Source organism: Methylobacterium sp. W2, from assembly GCF_020662345.1.
Taxonomy (GTDB): Bacteria; Pseudomonadota; Alphaproteobacteria; order Rhizobiales; family Beijerinckiaceae; genus Methylobacterium.
On the sequence record NZ_VMOA01000013.1, the window covers coordinates 53,152 to 69,637 of the forward strand.

16 protein-coding genes are annotated in these 16,486 nt (G+C 68.0%); 5 read left to right on the plus strand and 11 right to left on the minus strand.

Annotated features, from left to right (window positions below; translation table 11 throughout):
* Positions 1–175 precede the first annotated feature (175 nt).
* Entirely contained in the window at positions 176–1,114 is a 939-nt protein-coding gene (locus FPV16_RS09415) for a pirin family protein (protein ID WP_227437945.1), read from the plus strand.
* Between the two features lie 69 nt (positions 1,115–1,183).
* Entirely contained in the window at positions 1,184–2,935 is a 1,752-nt protein-coding gene (locus FPV16_RS09420) for a monovalent cation:proton antiporter-2 (CPA2) family protein (RefSeq protein WP_227437946.1), read from the plus strand.
* A gap of 20 nt (positions 2,936–2,955) precedes the next feature.
* Here the strand turns inward: FPV16_RS09420 and mnhG are convergent, their stop codons facing one another.
* The 10 genes from mnhG to gntA all read right to left on the minus strand — a co-directional run bounded on the left by mnhG (position 2,956) and on the right by gntA (position 11,874).
* Complete coding sequence (mnhG, locus tag FPV16_RS09425) at positions 2,956–3,297, minus strand: monovalent cation/H(+) antiporter subunit G (RefSeq protein WP_227437947.1); 342 nt, start codon at positions 3,295–3,297, stop codon at positions 2,956–2,958.
* Positions 3,294–3,578 (minus strand): K+/H+ antiporter subunit F, encoded by a 285-nt coding sequence (locus FPV16_RS09430; protein WP_027171019.1) that lies wholly within the window; start codon positions 3,576–3,578, stop codon positions 3,294–3,296. Before FPV16_RS09430 ends, mnhG begins: the two co-directional genes overlap by 4 nt.
* 27 nt (positions 3,579–3,605) lie before the next feature.
* On the minus strand, positions 3,606–4,097 hold the full coding sequence (locus FPV16_RS09435) for a Na+/H+ antiporter subunit E (RefSeq protein ID WP_227437948.1): 492 nt from the start codon (positions 4,095–4,097) through the stop codon (positions 3,606–3,608).
* Positions 4,094–5,701, minus strand: a complete 1,608-nt coding sequence (locus FPV16_RS09440) for a monovalent cation/H+ antiporter subunit D (protein ID WP_227437949.1) — start codon at positions 5,699–5,701, stop codon at positions 4,094–4,096. Before FPV16_RS09440 ends, FPV16_RS09435 begins: the two co-directional genes overlap by 4 nt.
* The gene (locus FPV16_RS09445; protein ID WP_027171016.1) at positions 5,698–6,066 is read right to left on the minus strand and encodes a Na+/H+ antiporter subunit C; all 369 of its coding nucleotides are present in this window, start codon (positions 6,064–6,066) and stop codon (positions 5,698–5,700) included. Before FPV16_RS09445 ends, FPV16_RS09440 begins: the two co-directional genes overlap by 4 nt.
* Positions 6,066–8,996 carry a monovalent cation/H+ antiporter subunit A gene (locus tag FPV16_RS09450; protein ID WP_227437950.1) on the minus strand — a complete coding sequence of 977 codons (2,931 nt, stop codon included), beginning with the start codon at positions 8,994–8,996 and terminating at the stop codon, positions 6,066–6,068. Before FPV16_RS09450 ends, FPV16_RS09445 begins: the two co-directional genes overlap by 1 nt.
* Before the next feature lie 196 nt (positions 8,997–9,192).
* Entirely contained in the window at positions 9,193–9,756 is a 564-nt protein-coding gene (locus FPV16_RS09455; RefSeq protein WP_227437951.1) for a DNA-3-methyladenine glycosylase, read from the minus strand.
* Positions 9,753–10,472, minus strand: a complete 720-nt coding sequence (gene rnhA / locus FPV16_RS09460; RefSeq protein WP_227437952.1) for a ribonuclease HI — start codon at positions 10,470–10,472, stop codon at positions 9,753–9,755. Before rnhA ends, FPV16_RS09455 begins: the two co-directional genes overlap by 4 nt.
* Positions 10,473–10,523: 51 nt before the next feature.
* Positions 10,524–11,171, minus strand: coding sequence for a DUF1989 domain-containing protein (locus FPV16_RS09465; RefSeq protein ID WP_227437953.1), 648 nt, complete (start codon positions 11,169–11,171; stop codon positions 10,524–10,526).
* A complete protein-coding gene (gene gntA, locus FPV16_RS09470; RefSeq protein ID WP_227437954.1) occupies positions 11,152–11,874 on the minus strand; it encodes a guanitoxin biosynthesis heme-dependent pre-guanitoxin N-hydroxylase GntA in 723 nt (240 codons plus the stop codon). The genes FPV16_RS09465 and gntA overlap by 20 nt, the downstream gene beginning before the upstream one ends.
* Before the next feature lie 536 nt (positions 11,875–12,410).
* On the opposite strand from gntA, the gene FPV16_RS09475 reads away from it, so the two are divergent.
* Together FPV16_RS09475 and FPV16_RS09480 are read left to right on the plus strand one after the other, a co-directional pair.
* Positions 12,411–13,055 (plus strand): flavodoxin family protein, encoded by a 645-nt coding sequence (locus FPV16_RS09475; protein ID WP_227437955.1) that lies wholly within the window; start codon positions 12,411–12,413, stop codon positions 13,053–13,055.
* A 7-nt stretch (positions 13,056–13,062) separates the two neighbouring features.
* Positions 13,063–13,932: a sigma-70 family RNA polymerase sigma factor gene (locus FPV16_RS09480; protein ID WP_227437956.1), complete on the plus strand. Its 870-nt coding sequence runs from the start codon at positions 13,063–13,065 to the stop codon at positions 13,930–13,932.
* A 229-nt stretch (positions 13,933–14,161) separates the two neighbouring features.
* On the opposite strand, the gene FPV16_RS09485 is transcribed toward FPV16_RS09480, so the two are convergent.
* Positions 14,162–15,622 (minus strand): PLP-dependent aminotransferase family protein, encoded by a 1,461-nt coding sequence (locus tag FPV16_RS09485; protein WP_227437957.1) that lies wholly within the window; start codon positions 15,620–15,622, stop codon positions 14,162–14,164.
* A gap of 355 nt (positions 15,623–15,977) precedes the next feature.
* On the opposite strand from FPV16_RS09485, the gene FPV16_RS09490 reads away from it, so the two are divergent.
* Positions 15,978–16,460, plus strand: a complete 483-nt coding sequence (locus FPV16_RS09490; RefSeq protein WP_018041839.1) for an MSMEG_0572/Sll0783 family nitrogen starvation response protein — start codon at positions 15,978–15,980, stop codon at positions 16,458–16,460.
* Positions 16,461–16,486: the final 26 nt, after the last annotated feature.

Consider the following 16,486-nt stretch of genomic DNA (forward strand, 5'->3'; position numbering starts at 1 on the left):
TGCCCGATAACCCGGTCGAGGCGGACATGCCGGGTTTCTTCAAGACTTGGCGCCGGGCACAGGCGTATCTCCCCGGCTGATCACGGGGGCCGTGGGAACGATTCCGCGGATCGGAAAGCCTGCCTCGCAAACCGCAAGAGAACGTCAATCGGACCGAGCAGAAGGGAAACGGGCGATGAGCTGGCACAGTGCGGACGACCCGGTTCCGGGCGATCACTTTTCCTGCGACGCGATCAAGACCCTGATCGTCCCGCGCTCGCGGGATCTTGGCTCGTTCTCCGTCCGTCGCGCCCTGCCGTCGACGGAGTGCCGGATGGTCGGCCCGTTCATCTTCTTCGACCAGATGGGGCCCTCCGAGTTCCTGCTCGGCCAGGGCATGGACGTGCGGCCCCACCCGCATATCGGCCTCTCTACCGTGACCTACCTGTTCGATGGCGAGATCATGCACCGGGACAGCCTGGGTACCGAATTGCCGATCCGCCCGGGCGAGCTCAACTGGATGACGGCCGGTCGCGGCATCACCCATTCGGAGCGGACCGGCGCCGGGCTGCGCCGGACCGGCTCGAAACTGTTTGGCATCCAGAGCTGGGTCGCGCTCAGCGGCAAGGACGAGGAGGCCGCCCCCGCCTTCGAGCATTACGAGGCGGACGCGCTGCCGGTCCTCACCGGCGAGGGCAAAACCGTTCGGCTGATCGCCGGCGAGGCCTTCGGCGCCAGATCGCCGGTGCGAACGTCGAGCCCGATGGTCTATGCCGACGTGATGCTGGAGGCCGGCGCCGTGCTGCCCCTCGACCCGACCTATGACGAGCGCGCGATCTACACCGTCTCCGGCGCCATCGACATTGCCGGGGACGGGTTCGGCCCCGGCCAGCTCCTCGTGTTCAATCCCGGCGACCGCATCAGTGTGCGGGCGACCGGGGCCGCGCGCTTCATGGTGCTGGGCGGCGAGCCGATGGACGGGCCGCGCCATCTCTGGTGGAATTTCGTCTCCTCGCGCCCCGAGCGGATCGAGCAGGCCAAGGAGGATTGGCGCCAGGCCCGCTTCGACACCGTGCCCGGCGAATCCGAGTTCATTCCGTTGCCGGAATCACCCCCGCCCGTGCGCTACCCCTGATGTGTGAGACCGGGGCGAGGCCGATGGAGCGTCGCCCGCGAATCCCCTTCAAGAGGAGATGTCGAGATCATGGCTGTTGAAGCATCCGGTGCCGCGAGCGAACTCGTCCAGGTCGTGGCCCTGCTCGCCGCCGGCGTCGTCGCGGTGCCGGTGTTCAAGCGGATCGGCCTCGGCTCCGTCCTCGGCTACCTCGTGGCGGGGCTCGCCATCGGCCCGTTCGGCCTCGGCCTGTTCTCGGATGCCCACGCCATCTTGCATGTGGCGGAACTCGGCGTGGTGATGTTCCTGTTCATCATCGGGCTGGAGATGGAGCCGTCCCGGCTCTGGGGCATGCGGCGCGAGATTTTCGGGCTCGGCCTCGCCCAGGTCGGCGTCTGCATCGCGGCGCTGATGCTCGTCGGCATCGCCATGGGGTTCTCGCCGGCGATCTCGTTCGTCGCCGGCACCGGCTTCGTCCTCACCTCCACCGCCATCGTGATGCAGCTTCTCGAGGAGCGTGGGTCGATCTCGACGCCGAAGGGCCAGCGCATCGTGGCGATCCTCCTGCTGGAGGATCTCGCCATCGTGCCGCTCCTCGCCATCGTCGCGCTGCTGGCCCCTGGTGGGCAGGCGACCGGCACGATGGAGCGCCTCTCCAGCATCGGCATCGCCCTCGGGTCCGTGGCTGCCCTGGTGGCGGCGGGGCGCTGGCTGCTCAACCCGCTGTTCCGCCTGCTGGCCGCGGCCAAGGCCCGCGAGGTGATGACGGCGGCCGACCTCCTCGTCGTGCTCGGCTCGGCCCTGGCCATGCAGCTCGGCGGGTTGTCCATGGCCATGGGCGCGTTCCTGGCGGGCGTCCTCCTCTCGGAATCGAGCTTTCGGCACCAGCTGGAAGCCGATATCGAGCCGTTCCGGGGCATCCTGCTCGGCCTGTTCTTCCTCGGCGTGGGCATGTCCCTCGACCTGACGGTCATCGCCGCGAACGGGGCGCTCATCCTGACGGGCGTCGCCGCTTACATGGTGGTGAAAAGCATCGTCATCTACGCCATCGCCCGTCTCCTGCGCGCCTCGCATCCCGAGGCAATGGAGCGCGCGGCCCTGATGGCGCAGGGCGGCGAGTTCGCCTTCGTGCTCTATGCCGCCGCCGCAAGCGCGGGCATCATCGACAGCACCACCAACGCCATCCTGACGGCGACGATCATCCTCTCCATGGCCGTCACGCCGCTGATGGTCATTGCCTTCGACCGCCTCGGCCCCAAGGCCTCGGTCTCGACGGAGGGCGTCGAGGTGCCGGAGAACCTCGTGGGCAGCGCCCTCATCATCGGCTTCGGCCGCTTCGGGCAGGTGGTGAGCCAGCCGCTGATCTCGCGCGGCTGCTCGGTGTCGATCATCGACACCAACCCCGCCTATATCCGCGTCGCCGAACAATTCGGCTTCAAGATCTATTACGGCGACGGCACGCGCCTCGACATCCTGCACGCGGCCGGGGCCGCCACGGCACGGGCGATCCTGATCTGCATCGACGACCGCGAGGCCGCCCGGCGCATCGCCGAACTGGCCAAGGCCGAGTTCCCCCTGGTGCCCGTCCTCGCCCGCGCCCGCGACCGTGAGCACGCGATCGAGCTCATCCATGCCGGCGTCGCCTACCAGCTCCGGGAGACACTGGAATCGGCCCTGGCCTTCGGCGAGCAGGCGCTCCTGGCCATCGGCGACGAGCCGGATGCCGCCAGCGCGGTCATGGCCGAAGTCCGCCGCCGCGATGCCGAGCGGCTCGAGATGGAGACCGTGGGCGGGATCTATGCCGGGCGCGACCTGATCCGGGGGAATGCGGCGGAGGCCTGAGGAGCGGCGCCTGCCGTGCCTCAGACGTCCGGCGGAGCGTCGGGATTGCCCTCGTGGCGGTCGCGTTGCGCCGCCGCGCGGGCGAGGAGGAGGAGCGTCACCGGCGTCGTCACGGTGAGGAACACGCCGATCAGGGCGTCGCGCAGGACGAGGCGGCCCTCGATCAGGGAGAGGAGCAGCATCGAGCTCATGAGGATCAGGGCCATGCCCAGGGTCGCGCCCAGCGTGGGGGCATGGACGCGCTCGTAGAACGTCCGGAGGCGGATGAGGCCGAAGGCGCCAGTGAGCGAGAAACCCGCGCCGACGATGGCGAACACCACCACCAACCACGCGGCCCAGACGGGCAGCTCGGTACTGTTCACTGAATCACCTCGCCCTGCATCAGGAACTTCGCCAGCGCCACCGTGGCGGTGAAGCCGATCATGCCGAGGATCAGCGCGGCCTCGAAATAGAGGCCGCTGCCGGTGCGCATGCCGTGCACCACCACCGCCAGCATGCCGTTGAGATAGAGGGTGTCGAGGCCGAGGATCCGGTCCTGGGCGCGGGGACCGCGCAGCATCCGCCATGCGGCGAGCGCCATGGCCAGAACCAGCATCCCCTGGGCGAAGCCGAGCCCCCAATCGAGAACGGTGGTGGCGCTCATGGAATGAACCTCATCGGCCGAAGAAAATCATGGGGCAAAAATCTGCATCAGCGGGCGCTCGTAGCGGTCCTTCACCCGCCGCACCCATTCCTCCCCATCTGTGTAGTCGAGCACGTGGATGAGCAGGCAGCCCGTGTTGGAATCGTACTGGACCCAGAGGGTGCCGGGCGTGCCGGTGAGGATGATCGACAGGATCGCGATGCCGAACGGCTCGCGCAGGTCGAGGGGGATCGTGACGAAACCGGTCCGCCGCTCGCCCCGGCGCAACCCGAGGATGATGCGGGCCACATCGATGTTCGAGCGCACCATGTCGTAGAGGACGATCACGGCGAGCCGGGCGAGGGTGCCGGGCGCGTGCACGCGCACCGCCTGAGGCCTCAGCGCCAGCATGACGGTGGGAACCGTGAGGCCGATCGACAACGCCAGCAGGACGTTGCCCGGTGAGAGCGGCGCGTTCAGCAAGAGCCAGGTCGAGGCGAGGCAGGCCGACAGGATGGGGTAGGGCAGGAGGCGTCTCACGATCCACCGCCTTCCCGGATCGGCCCGAGGACGGCGCGAACATAATCCTGCGGCTGCGCCAGCCAGCGCACGGTCTCGTCGGCATAGGCGAGGGCCGGGCCGCCCCAGAGCGCCAGCGCTAGGCAGGCGGCGAGCAGGCCGGCGAGAGCGGTGAATTCCGAGAGGCGCAGGACGGGGGGCGGGTCGTCGCTCGGAACCCAGAGGTTCTTGATCCCGAGCCGCACCATCGGCATCAGCGTGGCGAAGCTCGAGAGCGTCAGCGCGGCGATGAGCCACCAGGCGGACGCGGTCATCGTACCCGTGGTGAGCCCCGTGAAGATCGCGAGCTTTCCGACGAAACCCGAGAGCGGCGGAACTCCCGCCAGCATCAGCGTACAGACGAGGAAGCCGCTCCCGAGGAGCGCCACCGCGGCGGGGATCGCCCGGCCGATCTCCGTGGCGTCGGCATCGTCGAAGGGGTCGCGGTACTCGTCGGCGAAGACGGCCTGTGCGGCCTCCAGCGGGTCGCGCCCGCGCTGCAGGATTTCGGCCAGCAGGAACAGGGCGCCTGCCGCGAGGGTGGAGCCGAGGAGGTAGTACAAGGCGCCGGAGAGCGCCCCGTCGTTGCCGCTCCCCAAAGCCGCCAGCACCGTGCCCGACGAGATCATCACCGCATAGCCCGCCGCCCGCGTGAGGTCGCGCGCGGCGAGGATACCGATGGCGCCGTAGGCCATCGTCGCGAGACCGGCGGCGAGGATCCAGGTCTGTCCGAACCCCTCCGACAATCCCGCCCCGAACAGCAGCAGGCTCAGGCGCACCACCACGTAGACGCCGACCTTGCTGAGAATCGCGAGGATCGCGGCCGCGGGCGCGCTCGCCGCCGCGTAGGTGGTGGGCAGCCAGAACCCGAGCGGCCAGGCGCTGCACTTGATGAGGAAGGCGATGCCGAGGATGGCGCAGCCGATCTCGAACAGGGCGAGCTCCCCCGCCTCCGGCGCCGCGAGCCGCCGGGCGAGGTCGGCCATGTTGAGGGTCCCCATCGTGCCGTAGATGAGGCTGACGCCGACGAGGAAGAACAGCGAGGCGACGAGATTGACCGCGATGTAGCCGAGGCCGGCCCGGATCCGCGTCTCGCCCGATCCGTGCAGGACGAGACCGTAGGAGGCGGCCAGCATCACCTCGAAGAACACGAACAGGTTGAACAGGTCTCCGGTGAGGAAGGCGCCGTTCACGCCCATCAGGAGCAGGAGGAACAGGCCGTGGAAGCGCGGCCCCGCCCGGCCCCAGCGGGCGAAGGAGAAGACCAGGGCGCACAGGCCCAGCACGCTGCCGAGCGCCAGCATCAGGGCCGAGAGCCGGTCGGCCACCAGTACGATCCCGTAGGGCGCGGCCCAGTTGCCGAGGCGGTAGATCTGCGCCGCCTCGCTCGCGCGCCAGACGAGGACGAGGGATATGCCGAGGAGGGCGAGCACCGTGGCGAGGCTCAGCGCCCCTTTCAGCCGACTCCGGCGCTCGTCCATGAGGAACATCGCCCCGGCCACCGCGATCGGCAGAACGATGGGCAGGACGACGAGATGGTCGGTCCAGCCACTGACGAGGGGGGCATTCAGAACCGTGGCGTTCATGGATGCGGGTTCTCTGGATTCGGCTCCGCCTGGTGCGGCTCGCGGCCGTCCACATGGTCGCTGCCGGTGATGCCACGGGCGGCGAGCAGCACGACGAGGAAGAGCGCGGTGAGGGCAAAGCCGATCACCAGGGCGGTGAGGACCAGGGCCTGCGGCACCGGATCGTCCACGGAGACGATGTCGGCCCCGGCCCCGAGCACCGGCGGCGCGCCCACCGTCAGGCGGCCCATGGCGAAGATGAACAGGTTGACGGCGTAGCTCAGCAGCGAGATGCCCAGCACCACCTGGAAGGTGCGGGGACGCAGCATCAGCCAGATGCCCGAGGCGGCGAAGACGCCGATCCCCAGGGACAGCACGATCTCCATCAGGCGGGTTCCTTCTCGGCGGCCCGCTCCACCCCCGCCTCGGCGGGGCGGGTGCGCCGCAGGGATTGGTGCGCCAGGGCGACGAGCATCAGCGCGCTCGCGCCCACCACCAGCACCATGATCCCGAGATCGAACAGCAGCGCGCTCGCCACCGGGACCTTGCCCAGGAGGCGCGGCTCCCAATAGGCGAAATAGGCGGTGAGGAACGGACGCCCGAACAGCCAGGAGCCGGCGCCGACCAGGACGGAGACCAGCAGGCCGATGCCGATCCATGAGATCGGCTGGATCCGCAGTCGTTCTTCGACCCACTGCGCGCCCTGCGCCAAGTATTGCAGCATGAAGGCGATGGTGAGCGCGATGCCGGCCGCGAAGCCGCCGCCCGGCAGGTCGTGGCCGCGCAGGAACAGGTGCAGGGCGAGGAGAACGATGAAGGGGAACAGCCACGTCATCACCACGCGGGGGACGAGGAGGGCATCGGCCGCGGTGTCGCCGAGCTCGCGGCCCTCACGGGCATCGTCATAGGCGTCGTGGTTCACCTGCTGCTTCGGAGGCCCGAGACTGTCGGAGGCGGGGCGGAAGCGCCGAAGGAGGGCGAACACCGTCAGGCCGACGATGCCCAGCACGCAGATTTCGCCGAGCGTGTCGAAGGCCCGGAAATCCACCAGCAGCACGTTGACGACGTTACGCCCGCCCGCCAGCGAGTAGGCCTCCTCGATGAACCAGCGGGCGATGCCGTCGACGGCGGGCCGGGTCATCACGGCATAGGCCAGCCCGGCGAGCCCGAGGCCGGCAAAGGCGGCGAGGCCGAGATCGATCATCCGTCGGCGGCGGGACCGCGCCTTCTCCCAAGCCGGCGCCGGAATCGCCGCGTCGCGCTTGGGCAGCCAGCGCAGGCCGAGGAGGAGGAGCACGGTGGTGACGATCTCCACCAGGATCTGTGTCACCGCGAGGTCCGGGGCGGAAAGCCAGAGGAAGGTGAGGCTGCTCACGAGGCCCGCCCCGCCGACGAAGATGGCGGCGGACAGGCGGTGGTACTTCGCCCGCTCCGCCGCGCCGATGGCGCAGGCCGCGCCGACGAGCCACATCAGTGCGAAGGCGGGGTCGAACTCGGTAGTCTTGCCCGGCGCGAACAGATCGAGCCCCCGTGCGGCCCCCGTCACTAATGCGGCCAGGAGCACGGTGAGGAAGAGAATGCGCAATTGCGCCTGGAGGCGCTCGGCACCGAGCCCGGCTTCCAGCCGGCGCGCACCGTTCACCAGGCCAGTCATCGTCCGCTCGAACAGCCAGCCACCGTCGATCCGGTCCATCAGCCAGGGGCCGCCGCGGGGGTTGGTGTTGATCCGCCGCCCGAACGCCAAATAGAGCGCGATGCCGCCCAGCAGCGCCACGACGCTGAGCGCCAGCGGCGCGTTGAAGCCGTGCCAGATGGCGAGGTCGTAATCCGGTGTCCGTTCGCCGAGGACTGCCCGGACCGCGCCTGCGAGGAGGGGGCCGATCGTGAGATTCGGCACGAGGCCGATGGCGACGCAGACGAGGACGAGCAACTCGATCGGGATCCGCATCCAGCGGACCGGCTCGTGGGGCGCGTGCGGCAGGTCGTGCGGGGCGGGTCCGAAGAAGGCCTGCCGGATGAAGCGCACGGAGTAGAGCATGGTGAAGGCGCTCGCCAACGTCGCCAGCACCGGCAAGGCGAGGTTGAGCAGGTGGCCGTCCGCATTGTCGACCGCCTCCGCCAGGAACATCTCCTTCGACAGGAAGCCGTTGAGGAGCGGCACGCCCGCCATCGCGGCGGCGGCCACCATCGCCAGGGTGGCGGTATAAGGCATCGCCCGCCACAGGCCGCTGAGACGGCGCATATCGCGCGTCCCGGTCTCGTGGTCGATGATGCCCACCGCCATGAACAGCGAGGCCTTGAACGTCGCGTGGTTCACGGTGTGGAAGATCGCCGCCACGACGGCCAGGGGTGAATCGAGGCCGAGGAGCAGGGTGATCAGCCCGAGATGGCTGATGGTGGAATAGGCGAGCAGGCCCTTGAGGTCGTGCTGGAAGATCGCGCTCCAGGCGCCCACCAGCATCGTGATCATGCCGGCGGTGCCGACGATCCAGTACCAGGCCTCGGTATCGGCCAGCACCGGCCAGAACCGGATCATCAGGAAGATGCCTGCCTTCACCATGGTGGCCGAATGCAGATAGGCGCTGATCGGCGTCGGTGCCGCCATGGCGCGCGGCAGCCAGATGTGGAACGGGAACTGCGCCGATTTGGTGAGCGCACCGGCCAGGACCAGGACCAGGGCCGGCAGGTAGAGCGGGCTGTTGCGGATCGCGTCGCCCGAGGCAAGCACCACCGAGAGGTCGTAGCTGCCGACGATCTGCCCAATGAGCACCAGACCGACGAACAGGCAGAGGCCCCCCGCCGCCGTGATGGTGAGAGCCATCCGCGCGCCGTCCCGGGCGGAGGCGTTGTCGGACCAGTAGCCGATGAGCAGGAACGAGACGATGCTCGTCAATTCCCAGAAGACGAAGAGCTGAATCAGGTTGCCCGAGAGCACGATGCCAAGCATCGCGCCGACGAAGGCGAGGAAATACGAGAACAGGCGCGGCACCGGGTCCGCTTCCGCCATGTAATAGCGCGCATAGAGCACCACGAGCGCGCCGATCCCGAGCACTAGGACGGCGAACAGCCAGGACAGGCCGTCGAGCCGCAGCACGAACCGGACGCCGAGCGTCGGCAGCCAGTCCACCGCCCAGATGACAGGGTCCGGGCCGGCGACGGCAGGGTAGAGGAACCCGATGCAGGCGAGGCAGGTCACCATCACGAAACCGGCGACGATCGCGGCGGCGTTGCGTGCGTGGCCCGGCAGGCAGATCGCTACGACGCTGCCGAGGAAGGGCAGGATGGCGGCGGTGGCGAGGAGCAGGTGAGGCGGCATCGGCTCGGGCAAGACCCTCGTTGGGCGGGACCGCCATCCATCGGGCGCGAAGGGGAGTCCAGCGAAGCGAAGAGCGGAGCGCTCGCGCGGATAAGCTGCGGTATAGGCTGCAACATCAGGCGTGGCGAGGGTGGAGAGCCGCGAGAATCCGGGAATTTCCGCGACATCGAAGGCACTTCCGTCTTCTTTGGCCGGCTTATTCCCGTCGGCGCGACACCGGCTTGCTGAGATAGGCCGAGCCGGCGAGGAGGAAGCGCCAGGGGGTATCCGCCCCGCGCGTGATGCCGATGCGGCGGTCGGCCACGATCTCCGGCGTCGCTTGTCCTCGCTCCAGTTCGAAGGGCGGCCGGTCGAGGGGGAGGCCGTCATGCAGGCTCGTCACCGCCAGGGCCTGACACAGGCGCCCCGGTCCCGCGCAGAGGAGGCGCAGGGCGTCGAGCCCGCGCCGCTTCCGCATGGTCTCGATTCCCTGCCCCGGCTCGATCGCGCGGATCAGCACCGCGCTCCCCGGTTCGCAGACGAGGTTGAGGCACCAGTGCATGCCGTAGGACCGATAGACATAGGCATGGCCCGGCGGTCCGAACATGCTGGCATTGCGCCGGGTCGGGCCGTTGAAACTATGGGAGGCCGGGTCGCCCCGGTCATAGGCTTCCGTCTCAACGATGAGGCCGCCGATCCCGGAGACGAGGAGGCGGCAGCCGATCAACTCGGCGGCGACGCTCGCCGCCGGCCGCGCGTAGAAATCCGCGCCGAGGCTCACGGCTTGGCGGAACCGCCATCCAGCACCCGGGCGATGCCGTCCGGCCCGAGTTTCAGCGCCACGCGGATCGCGCGTTCGACGAAGGCCTGGGGCGTGAGGCCGGCGAGCTTGGCGCCACGCGACACGTCGAGGCCGAGGCCGAGATCGATCGCCACCTGCGTCGTGCGGGGAGCAGGAGCCGGCGGTTCCGCCGCCACGCCCGGCGTCGGCACCACCGCCGGGACGGCGGGAGCCGCCGGCACGGGCTCACTGGCCGGAGCCAGTCCGAGGGCCTGCCGTCGGCCCTGCGCCGCCAACCGGTCGGCGCGCTCGTTGCCGACATTGCCGGTATGGCCCCGCACCCAGGTCCATTTCACGTCGCGAGCGGCGTTGAGGGCGTCGAGCTCCTGCATCAACTCGACGTTCTTCACCGGCCCGGTGCTGGTGCGCCAGCCCTTCGCCTTCCAGCCGCGCATCCACTCGGTCACCGACTTGATGACGTACTGGCTGTCGCAGCGCATCTCGATCGCGGACCCGGCGGGAAAATGCGACAGGGCCTTGATCGCCGCCGTCAGCTCCATCCGGTTATTGGTGGTGGCGCGGTCGCCACCGCAGAGCTCCACCTTGCCCTCCGAACCCTCGATCACCACGCCCCAGCCTCCCGGGCCGGGATTCGGATCACAGCCGCCATCGGCATAGGCGACGGCGCGGGCGAGGGCGGGCTTCGTGGTCGTCATGACGCTGATCTCGTGTCCGGGGCAGCGGGGCCCCTAGCACGAGCCGCCGGGTCAGGGCGATTGCGGCGCCGCACCTGCGGGCCGGATCTCGTACTGGATCGGCTTGAAGGCATTGTTGTTCGATTGCAGGGCCGAGCAGGCGGTGAGCCCGATGATGAGGTCGGTCTCCGCCTCGAACGTCACGTGATCGCCAGCCCGACTCAGGGGCGGCTCGACCTTCAATTCCCCTGTCTCGCCGTTCACCACGACGTTCATGAACACGTTGAAGGCCACCGGGATACGGTCAGGCTCGATGCCGTAGGGAGCGAGTGCGGCGGCGAGGTTGCCGAAGCAACCCCGGTGCGGATGCGCGTCGCCATAGATGATGCGGAACGTATCGGCCGAGCACGGGGTGAGGAGGAAATCGTGCCGGCCCACCGTATCCTCGACGATGCGAAGGAGGACATTGGAGCGGTTGGAATAGATCGGGTCGCCCGTCGTCAGGTAGATGCGGCTGGCGTAATCGAGGGTACGACCCGACGAGATCACCTCGTCACGGTCCGCGCGCGAGAAAGCGAGGAGATCGGCCACCTGCTCGCCCTTCGGATCGATGATGGTGAGGCGGTCGCCCTTGGCCAGCTCGAAGGCGACGCCGCTGCGGGGCGCGATCTCGTGGCGGCGGAGCGGGGGAAAAGCGGTCTCAGGCTGCATCGCGGCCATCCTCTGCGACGCGATCATTGTCGCCCTTCGCCCGACCCTGGAACGGACACACCCAGTCGCCGCCGACGGCGCGTCCACTATACTGGCGCGCTTCCGAGGCATCGCCGTGCCGGGCCAGCATCGGGTTGATCGATCCAGCCAGCGCCTCGTCGCGGGCGAGGATCGCCGACCGCAGTCCCTCGTAACGCCCCTCCTCGCGCAGCTGCTCGAACTGGGCGCGCACATTAAAGACGAGGACGGGATGCGAGAAGCGCCGGGCCGGCCGGCTCGCGCCGGGATGCATCCCGACGAGGAAAAACGCCTCGCCGCCGAAGGACAGGGCGAAATGCGGATCGTCCGGGTCGGCCTGCACGCGCTTGTCGTAACGCTGGCCGAGGAAGGCGTCCTTGTCGGACAGGGACTGTACTCGGTCCCACAGGTGCCCCTCGAACCGCTCTTCGGAGAGGAGTGAAGCGTCCTCGAACACCACGGCAAAGCTCTGAAACAGCTTCGGGTTCGCCCTGTAGCGACAGATGAAGGCGAGGAGTGCCGGATAGATCCGCGTGTCGTCCCAGCCCGAGGCGACGTCGCGCGCGACCAACACCTTCAGCTGCCCCTTGGCGAGGGCCGATTTCGCGCCGACGCAGGGAAAGGGCTGATCCTTGATGAAGGCATGGAATTTGAGCGCCAGGGGATGCGCCGAATCGTCGGTGGGAAACAGCATGAGGCTCCGGATCGTCGTCGGTCGAGGCTGGCTCGTGAGGCTGGCCCTGAGGAGGACATGGCAAACCGATCGCCGCCGGGGAGGTTCCGCGCCGTGCAGGGACAGGACGTCGCTATCCACAGCTTTGCAGGAGGTCGGTCAAGGTAAGGGCGGATCCGTCGCGGACTCTCATGTGGATCGATTAGTCTTGTTTCGTACATTGTGGCGAGCTGACGGAGCTATCCACCCGGCACATCTTGAGCTCGACTTCCAGCGGATTCGACGAGACCCCGCTTCGGCTGGCGGTCGGAATCTGACGGGGTCGGTTTCGACCCTTTGTCACCTTTCCGATAATCGTCAGGTCTTCCCCGAATCGGACATTCGGACAGCCACAAAGGATGGCGTTTTTCCATCTCCGCATGGCCATTTCGGGAATGGGGAATCGGGAACAGATTTTGGGAAAGGGGTGCCGCCTAAGTTACGTTACCTCTGTCTGCGATGTCACACTAAGCCATGCTGACTTGTCATGCCTCCCGACTGCATTTGAACAGGAGGGCATGATGCACATCACGGAAGAATACGGTCGGCATGACACGCAGACGGAGGACGGTATCTGCGTCGCGATCGTCTACCATAGCGGCTATGGACACACCGCCCGGCAGGCCGAGGCGGTGGCGGAGGGCGTGCGGCAGGCCGGTGGTTCCCGCCCTCTGCTCCTTCCCGTCGAAGAAGCGCAGCAGCGCTGGGATGATCTTCATGCCGCGCACGCGATCATTTTCGGCGCGCCGACCTACATGGGTGCGGCCTCGGCGTCGTTCAAAGCCTTTCAGGAAGCGACCTCACACGTGATGATGGCTGGGGGCTACCTATGGAAGGATAAGATCGCCGCCGGTTTCACCAATTCCGGAACGCGGGCCGGCGACAAACTGTCGACGCTGGTTCAAATGGTTCTGTTCGCCGCGCAACACGGCATGCATTGGGTCAGCCTCGATCTGCCACCCGCCAACAACTCGACGTCCGGCTCGGAAACGGACATGAACCGGCTGGGCTTCTGGATCGGCGCTGCGGCACAATCGAACACCGACGAAGGCCCGGACAGGGCGCCCCCGGAAGCTGATCTCGCCACCGCTCGGCATCTCGGGGCACGGGTCGCACGGGTCACGCGCGCCTTCGTTCGTGGCCGGGACCTGACAGGCGCGTAGTTCGGGTATGACCGGCGTTTCCGATCCCTATCTGCAAGAGCTTCGCCCGCGCCTGACCCGGCTTGCCTACCGGATGCTGGGATCGGTCGCAGACGCGGAGGACGTGGTGCAAGACGCCTATTCACGCTGGCTGGCGCTGGACCCCGCGTCGGTGCATGAGCCGGCCGCGTTTCTGCGTGTCGTCGTCACGCGCCTCTGCCTCAATCAGTTGAAGTCGGCCCGCCGTCGGCGCGAAACCTATATCGGCCCGTGGCTGCCGGAACCGATCTTCGATCCCGATGATACCGATCCAGCCGACGACATCACCCTGCCGTTGATGATCGCGCTGGAACGGCTGTCGCCGTTGGAGCGCGCCGCCTTCCTGCTGCACGACGTGTTCGGCATGGATTTCCCGGAGGTGGCACAAGCCATCGACCGGACTCCCGCGGCCTGCCGTCAGCTCGCCAGCCGGGCGCGGACGCATCTTCGGCAGGAGCGCCCGCGCTTTGTCGTGACCAAAGAGCACGGCCTCAAGATTGCCGCCGCATTCTTCGCGGCCTCACGCAACGGTGACCTGAGCGCTCTCCGCGCCATGCTGACGGAGGATGTGATCGCCTGCGCCGACGGTGGCGGCAAGGTTCCGGCAACACCGACGCCGCTCATCGGCATCGACGCGGTGCTGGGGCGCCATGCGGAAATGGCGGGCGATTTCGCACGCTCCCCGTCGCAACTCCTGCGTTATGCGATCATCGATGGTTTGCCGGGGTTCCTCACCGTGGAGACGGGCGGCATCGTGCAGGTGACGGCGCTGCATATTCAAGACGATCGGATCGTCGCCATCTATGTCACGCGCAATCCCGGCAAGCTGAAGCGGGTGCCGGCCGATCTTCTCCGTTAGAGGCTTGCCCGGAGGACGTCGTGATCTTGTCACGGTCTTGCAAACGCCGATTAAGATGGAACGGCGAGGGTATCGGTAGGAGGTCCGACTCTCGAAACTCGATAATTTTTATAAAAGCGGCAAAGCACTGCCGAGGGCAGGTTTTCGCATTGCTCTCCCGGAAGCTGACGGGCCGCATACCACCCATCACGGACACCCCAAGTGGGCACGAAGCGTCCGATGTGATCCGCTAGATATAGGCCGAAGCCAGCGCGGGCGAGTGCGACAGGACGTGGGCCAGAATTTCCAGCGATTGCGCGATCTCCGCGCGGCTGGCGAGGCCGCCGAGGCAGATCCGCACGGCTTCCGGGGCTTCGCCGGCGGCGAGGAAGGCGTCGCTGGCGACCGCGCCGATTCCCGCCGCGCGGGCCTGGCTGGCGAAGGCCGAACGCGTCCAGCCCTCGGGTAGCGAGAGCCAGAGATGGAAGCCGGCCGGGTCGGCGGTCACGCTGTGCCGCCCCAGCATCCCGGCGGCGATTGCCTGCCGCGCCCGGGATTCCGAGCGGACGAAGGCGAGGATCGCCTCGGCGGTGCCGTCGCCGATCCAGCGTGTGGCGAGGGCCGTGGTGATCGGCGAGGCCATCACCGTGGAGGCGCGCAGGGCCGCCGTCAGCTGCAGCGCCGCCCGCGCGCTGGGTGCCAGCATGTAGGCGAGCCGCAGGCCGGCGCCGAGGCATTTGGCGAGGCCGGCCACGTGATAGGTGATCTCCGGCGCCAATCGGTAGAACTGCGCCGGTGGCGTCACCGGCACGAAGCCGTAGGCGTCGTCCTCGATGATCGCCACGTTGTAGCGTCGCGCCACGGTGACGATGGCCTCGCGGCGGGCCGCCGAGACGGTGATCGTGGTCGGGTTCTGCAGGGTCGGGTTGAGGTAGAGCGCCTTCGGCGCATGCCGGGTGCAGGTGGCCGCGAAGGCGGCGGCGTCGATGCCCTCTCCATCCATCGGCAACCCGACCAGGCGCAGGCCGAGATGGGCCGCGAGCGCCCGCGCGCCGGGATAGGTCAGCGCCTCGCAGCAGATCGTGTCGCCCGGTTGCGCCACGAGACTCATCACGGCGCCGAGGGCGGCATGGGCGCCGGGGCAGATCAGCAGGCGGTCGCGCGGCGCTTCGAGGCCGCGACGACGCAGCCACGCGATCGCCGCGTCCTTGTCCTCGGGCGTCCCGCCGAAGCCCTGGTAGCGCAGCAGGTTCGGCAGATCCTCCGAGACCGCCGCGAGGCCGCCCTGCATCCGCGCGAGCAGAGCGGGGTCGTCGGGTTCCGGCGGCAGGTTCATGGTGAAGTCGACGGGGCCGTGCCGGCGCGGGGCCACGGTCCTGGGCTGGGGCATCGGCTTCACGAGACCGGCCACGAACGTGCCCTGGCCGACCCTCGCCTCCACGAGGCCACGACGCCGCGCCTCGACGTAGCCGCGCGCCACAGTGGTGAAGTTCAGGTCCAGCTGCTCGGCGAGCGCCCGCTGGGGCGGCAGGCGTTCGGCGACGGCGAGTCGTCCGGTGCGGATATCGTCGGCGATGGCTTCGGCGATGGCGAGGTAATGCGGCTTGCCCCAGCGCCCGAGATCCGGCGTCCAGCCGTCCGGCGGCGGGGATGGGCTCGTCGGCGGCCCCGTGTGGCGGCCCGGCTTCCTCGATCTCTGTCCGGTGATCATCGCAAAACCAGTCAATGTCGATCCTATGTTGGATTGTATGGATAGCAAACGTCGTGCCGCCGCATCGCGGCGCCAGGCAGAGTGACGATTTCCGGTCAATACAGTCAAATAAGCCGCCAGTATCTGAATGCATATGTCGAGTATCTATGCATCGTATGCTCGGTTTTTAGGCGCCATCGCGGCTGCTGGAGGTGGTGCGCCTCGCTGCGCATTGACTGGACGATTGCATGTATTCCCCAGCGTGGAATTGGCTGGATCGCACTGTCTCCGACGCTGGCACACGGATTGCCATCCCCTGATAGGCCGTCGCCAGCAATGATCGCGGCGGACATCGCGATATCAGGGAGTGTTTCCGATGCCAGCCGTCAGTGCCGAGCACCATAAGAAGGGCGATTACTTCGTCGATTACGAAGAGAAGGTCTTCGAGGACGTGAAGGCCGAGCCGGGCCAGAAGGCCCTCGTCACCTTCCACACCGTGGCCTTCGAGGGCTCCATCGGTTTCGTGAACCTGCTCCAGGCGACGCGCCTGCTGCGAAAGGGCTTCGAGACCTCGGTGCTGCTCTACGGCCCCGGCGTGACCCTCGGCGTCCAGCGCGGCTTCCCGACCCTCGGCGACGAGGCTTTCCCCGGCCACATGAACATGAACAACCAGATCGTGAAGTTCCTCTCCGAAGGCGGCAAGGTCTATGCCTGCCGGTTCGCGCTCCAGGCCCTCTATGGCCACGGCGAGCCCTCGCTGATCGAGGGCATCCGCCCCATCGCCCCCACCGACGTCCTCGACCTCGTCCTCCTGCACAAGCGCGACAACGCCGTGGTGATCGACACCTGGACGGTGTGAGGCGCGCCTGACCCCTCTCCCCGCAG

Excerpts from the sequence above, each read along its gene's own strand:
- FPV16_RS09415 (WP_227437945.1), top strand. The coding sequence starts at position 176 with ATGAGCTGGCACAGTGCGGACGACCCGGTTCCGGGCGATCACTTTTCC.
- FPV16_RS09420 (WP_227437946.1), top strand. The coding sequence starts at position 1,184 with ATGGCTGTTGAAGCATCCGGTGCCGCGAGCGAACTCGTCCAGGTCGTG.
- FPV16_RS09430 (WP_027171019.1), bottom strand. The coding sequence starts at position 3,578 with ATGAGCGCCACCACCGTTCTCGATTGGGGGCTCGGCTTCGCCCAGGGG.
- FPV16_RS09440 (WP_227437949.1), bottom strand. The coding sequence starts at position 5,701 with ATGAACGCCACGGTTCTGAATGCCCCCCTCGTCAGTGGCTGGACCGAC.
- FPV16_RS09445 (WP_027171016.1), bottom strand. The coding sequence starts at position 6,066 with ATGGAGATCGTGCTGTCCCTGGGGATCGGCGTCTTCGCCGCCTCGGGC.
- FPV16_RS09450 (WP_227437950.1), bottom strand. The coding sequence starts at position 8,996 with ATGCCGCCTCACCTGCTCCTCGCCACCGCCGCCATCCTGCCCTTCCTC.
- rnhA (WP_227437952.1), bottom strand. The coding sequence starts at position 10,472 with ATGACGACCACGAAGCCCGCCCTCGCCCGCGCCGTCGCCTATGCCGAT.
- FPV16_RS09465 (WP_227437953.1), bottom strand. The coding sequence starts at position 11,171 with ATGGCCGCGATGCAGCCTGAGACCGCTTTTCCCCCGCTCCGCCGCCAC.
- gntA (WP_227437954.1), bottom strand. The coding sequence starts at position 11,874 with ATGCTGTTTCCCACCGACGATTCGGCGCATCCCCTGGCGCTCAAATTC.
- FPV16_RS09475 (WP_227437955.1), top strand. The coding sequence starts at position 12,411 with ATGATGCACATCACGGAAGAATACGGTCGGCATGACACGCAGACGGAG.
- FPV16_RS09480 (WP_227437956.1), top strand. The coding sequence starts at position 13,063 with ATGACCGGCGTTTCCGATCCCTATCTGCAAGAGCTTCGCCCGCGCCTG.
- FPV16_RS09485 (WP_227437957.1), bottom strand. The coding sequence starts at position 15,622 with ATGATCACCGGACAGAGATCGAGGAAGCCGGGCCGCCACACGGGGCCG.
- FPV16_RS09490 (WP_018041839.1), top strand. The coding sequence starts at position 15,978 with ATGCCAGCCGTCAGTGCCGAGCACCATAAGAAGGGCGATTACTTCGTC.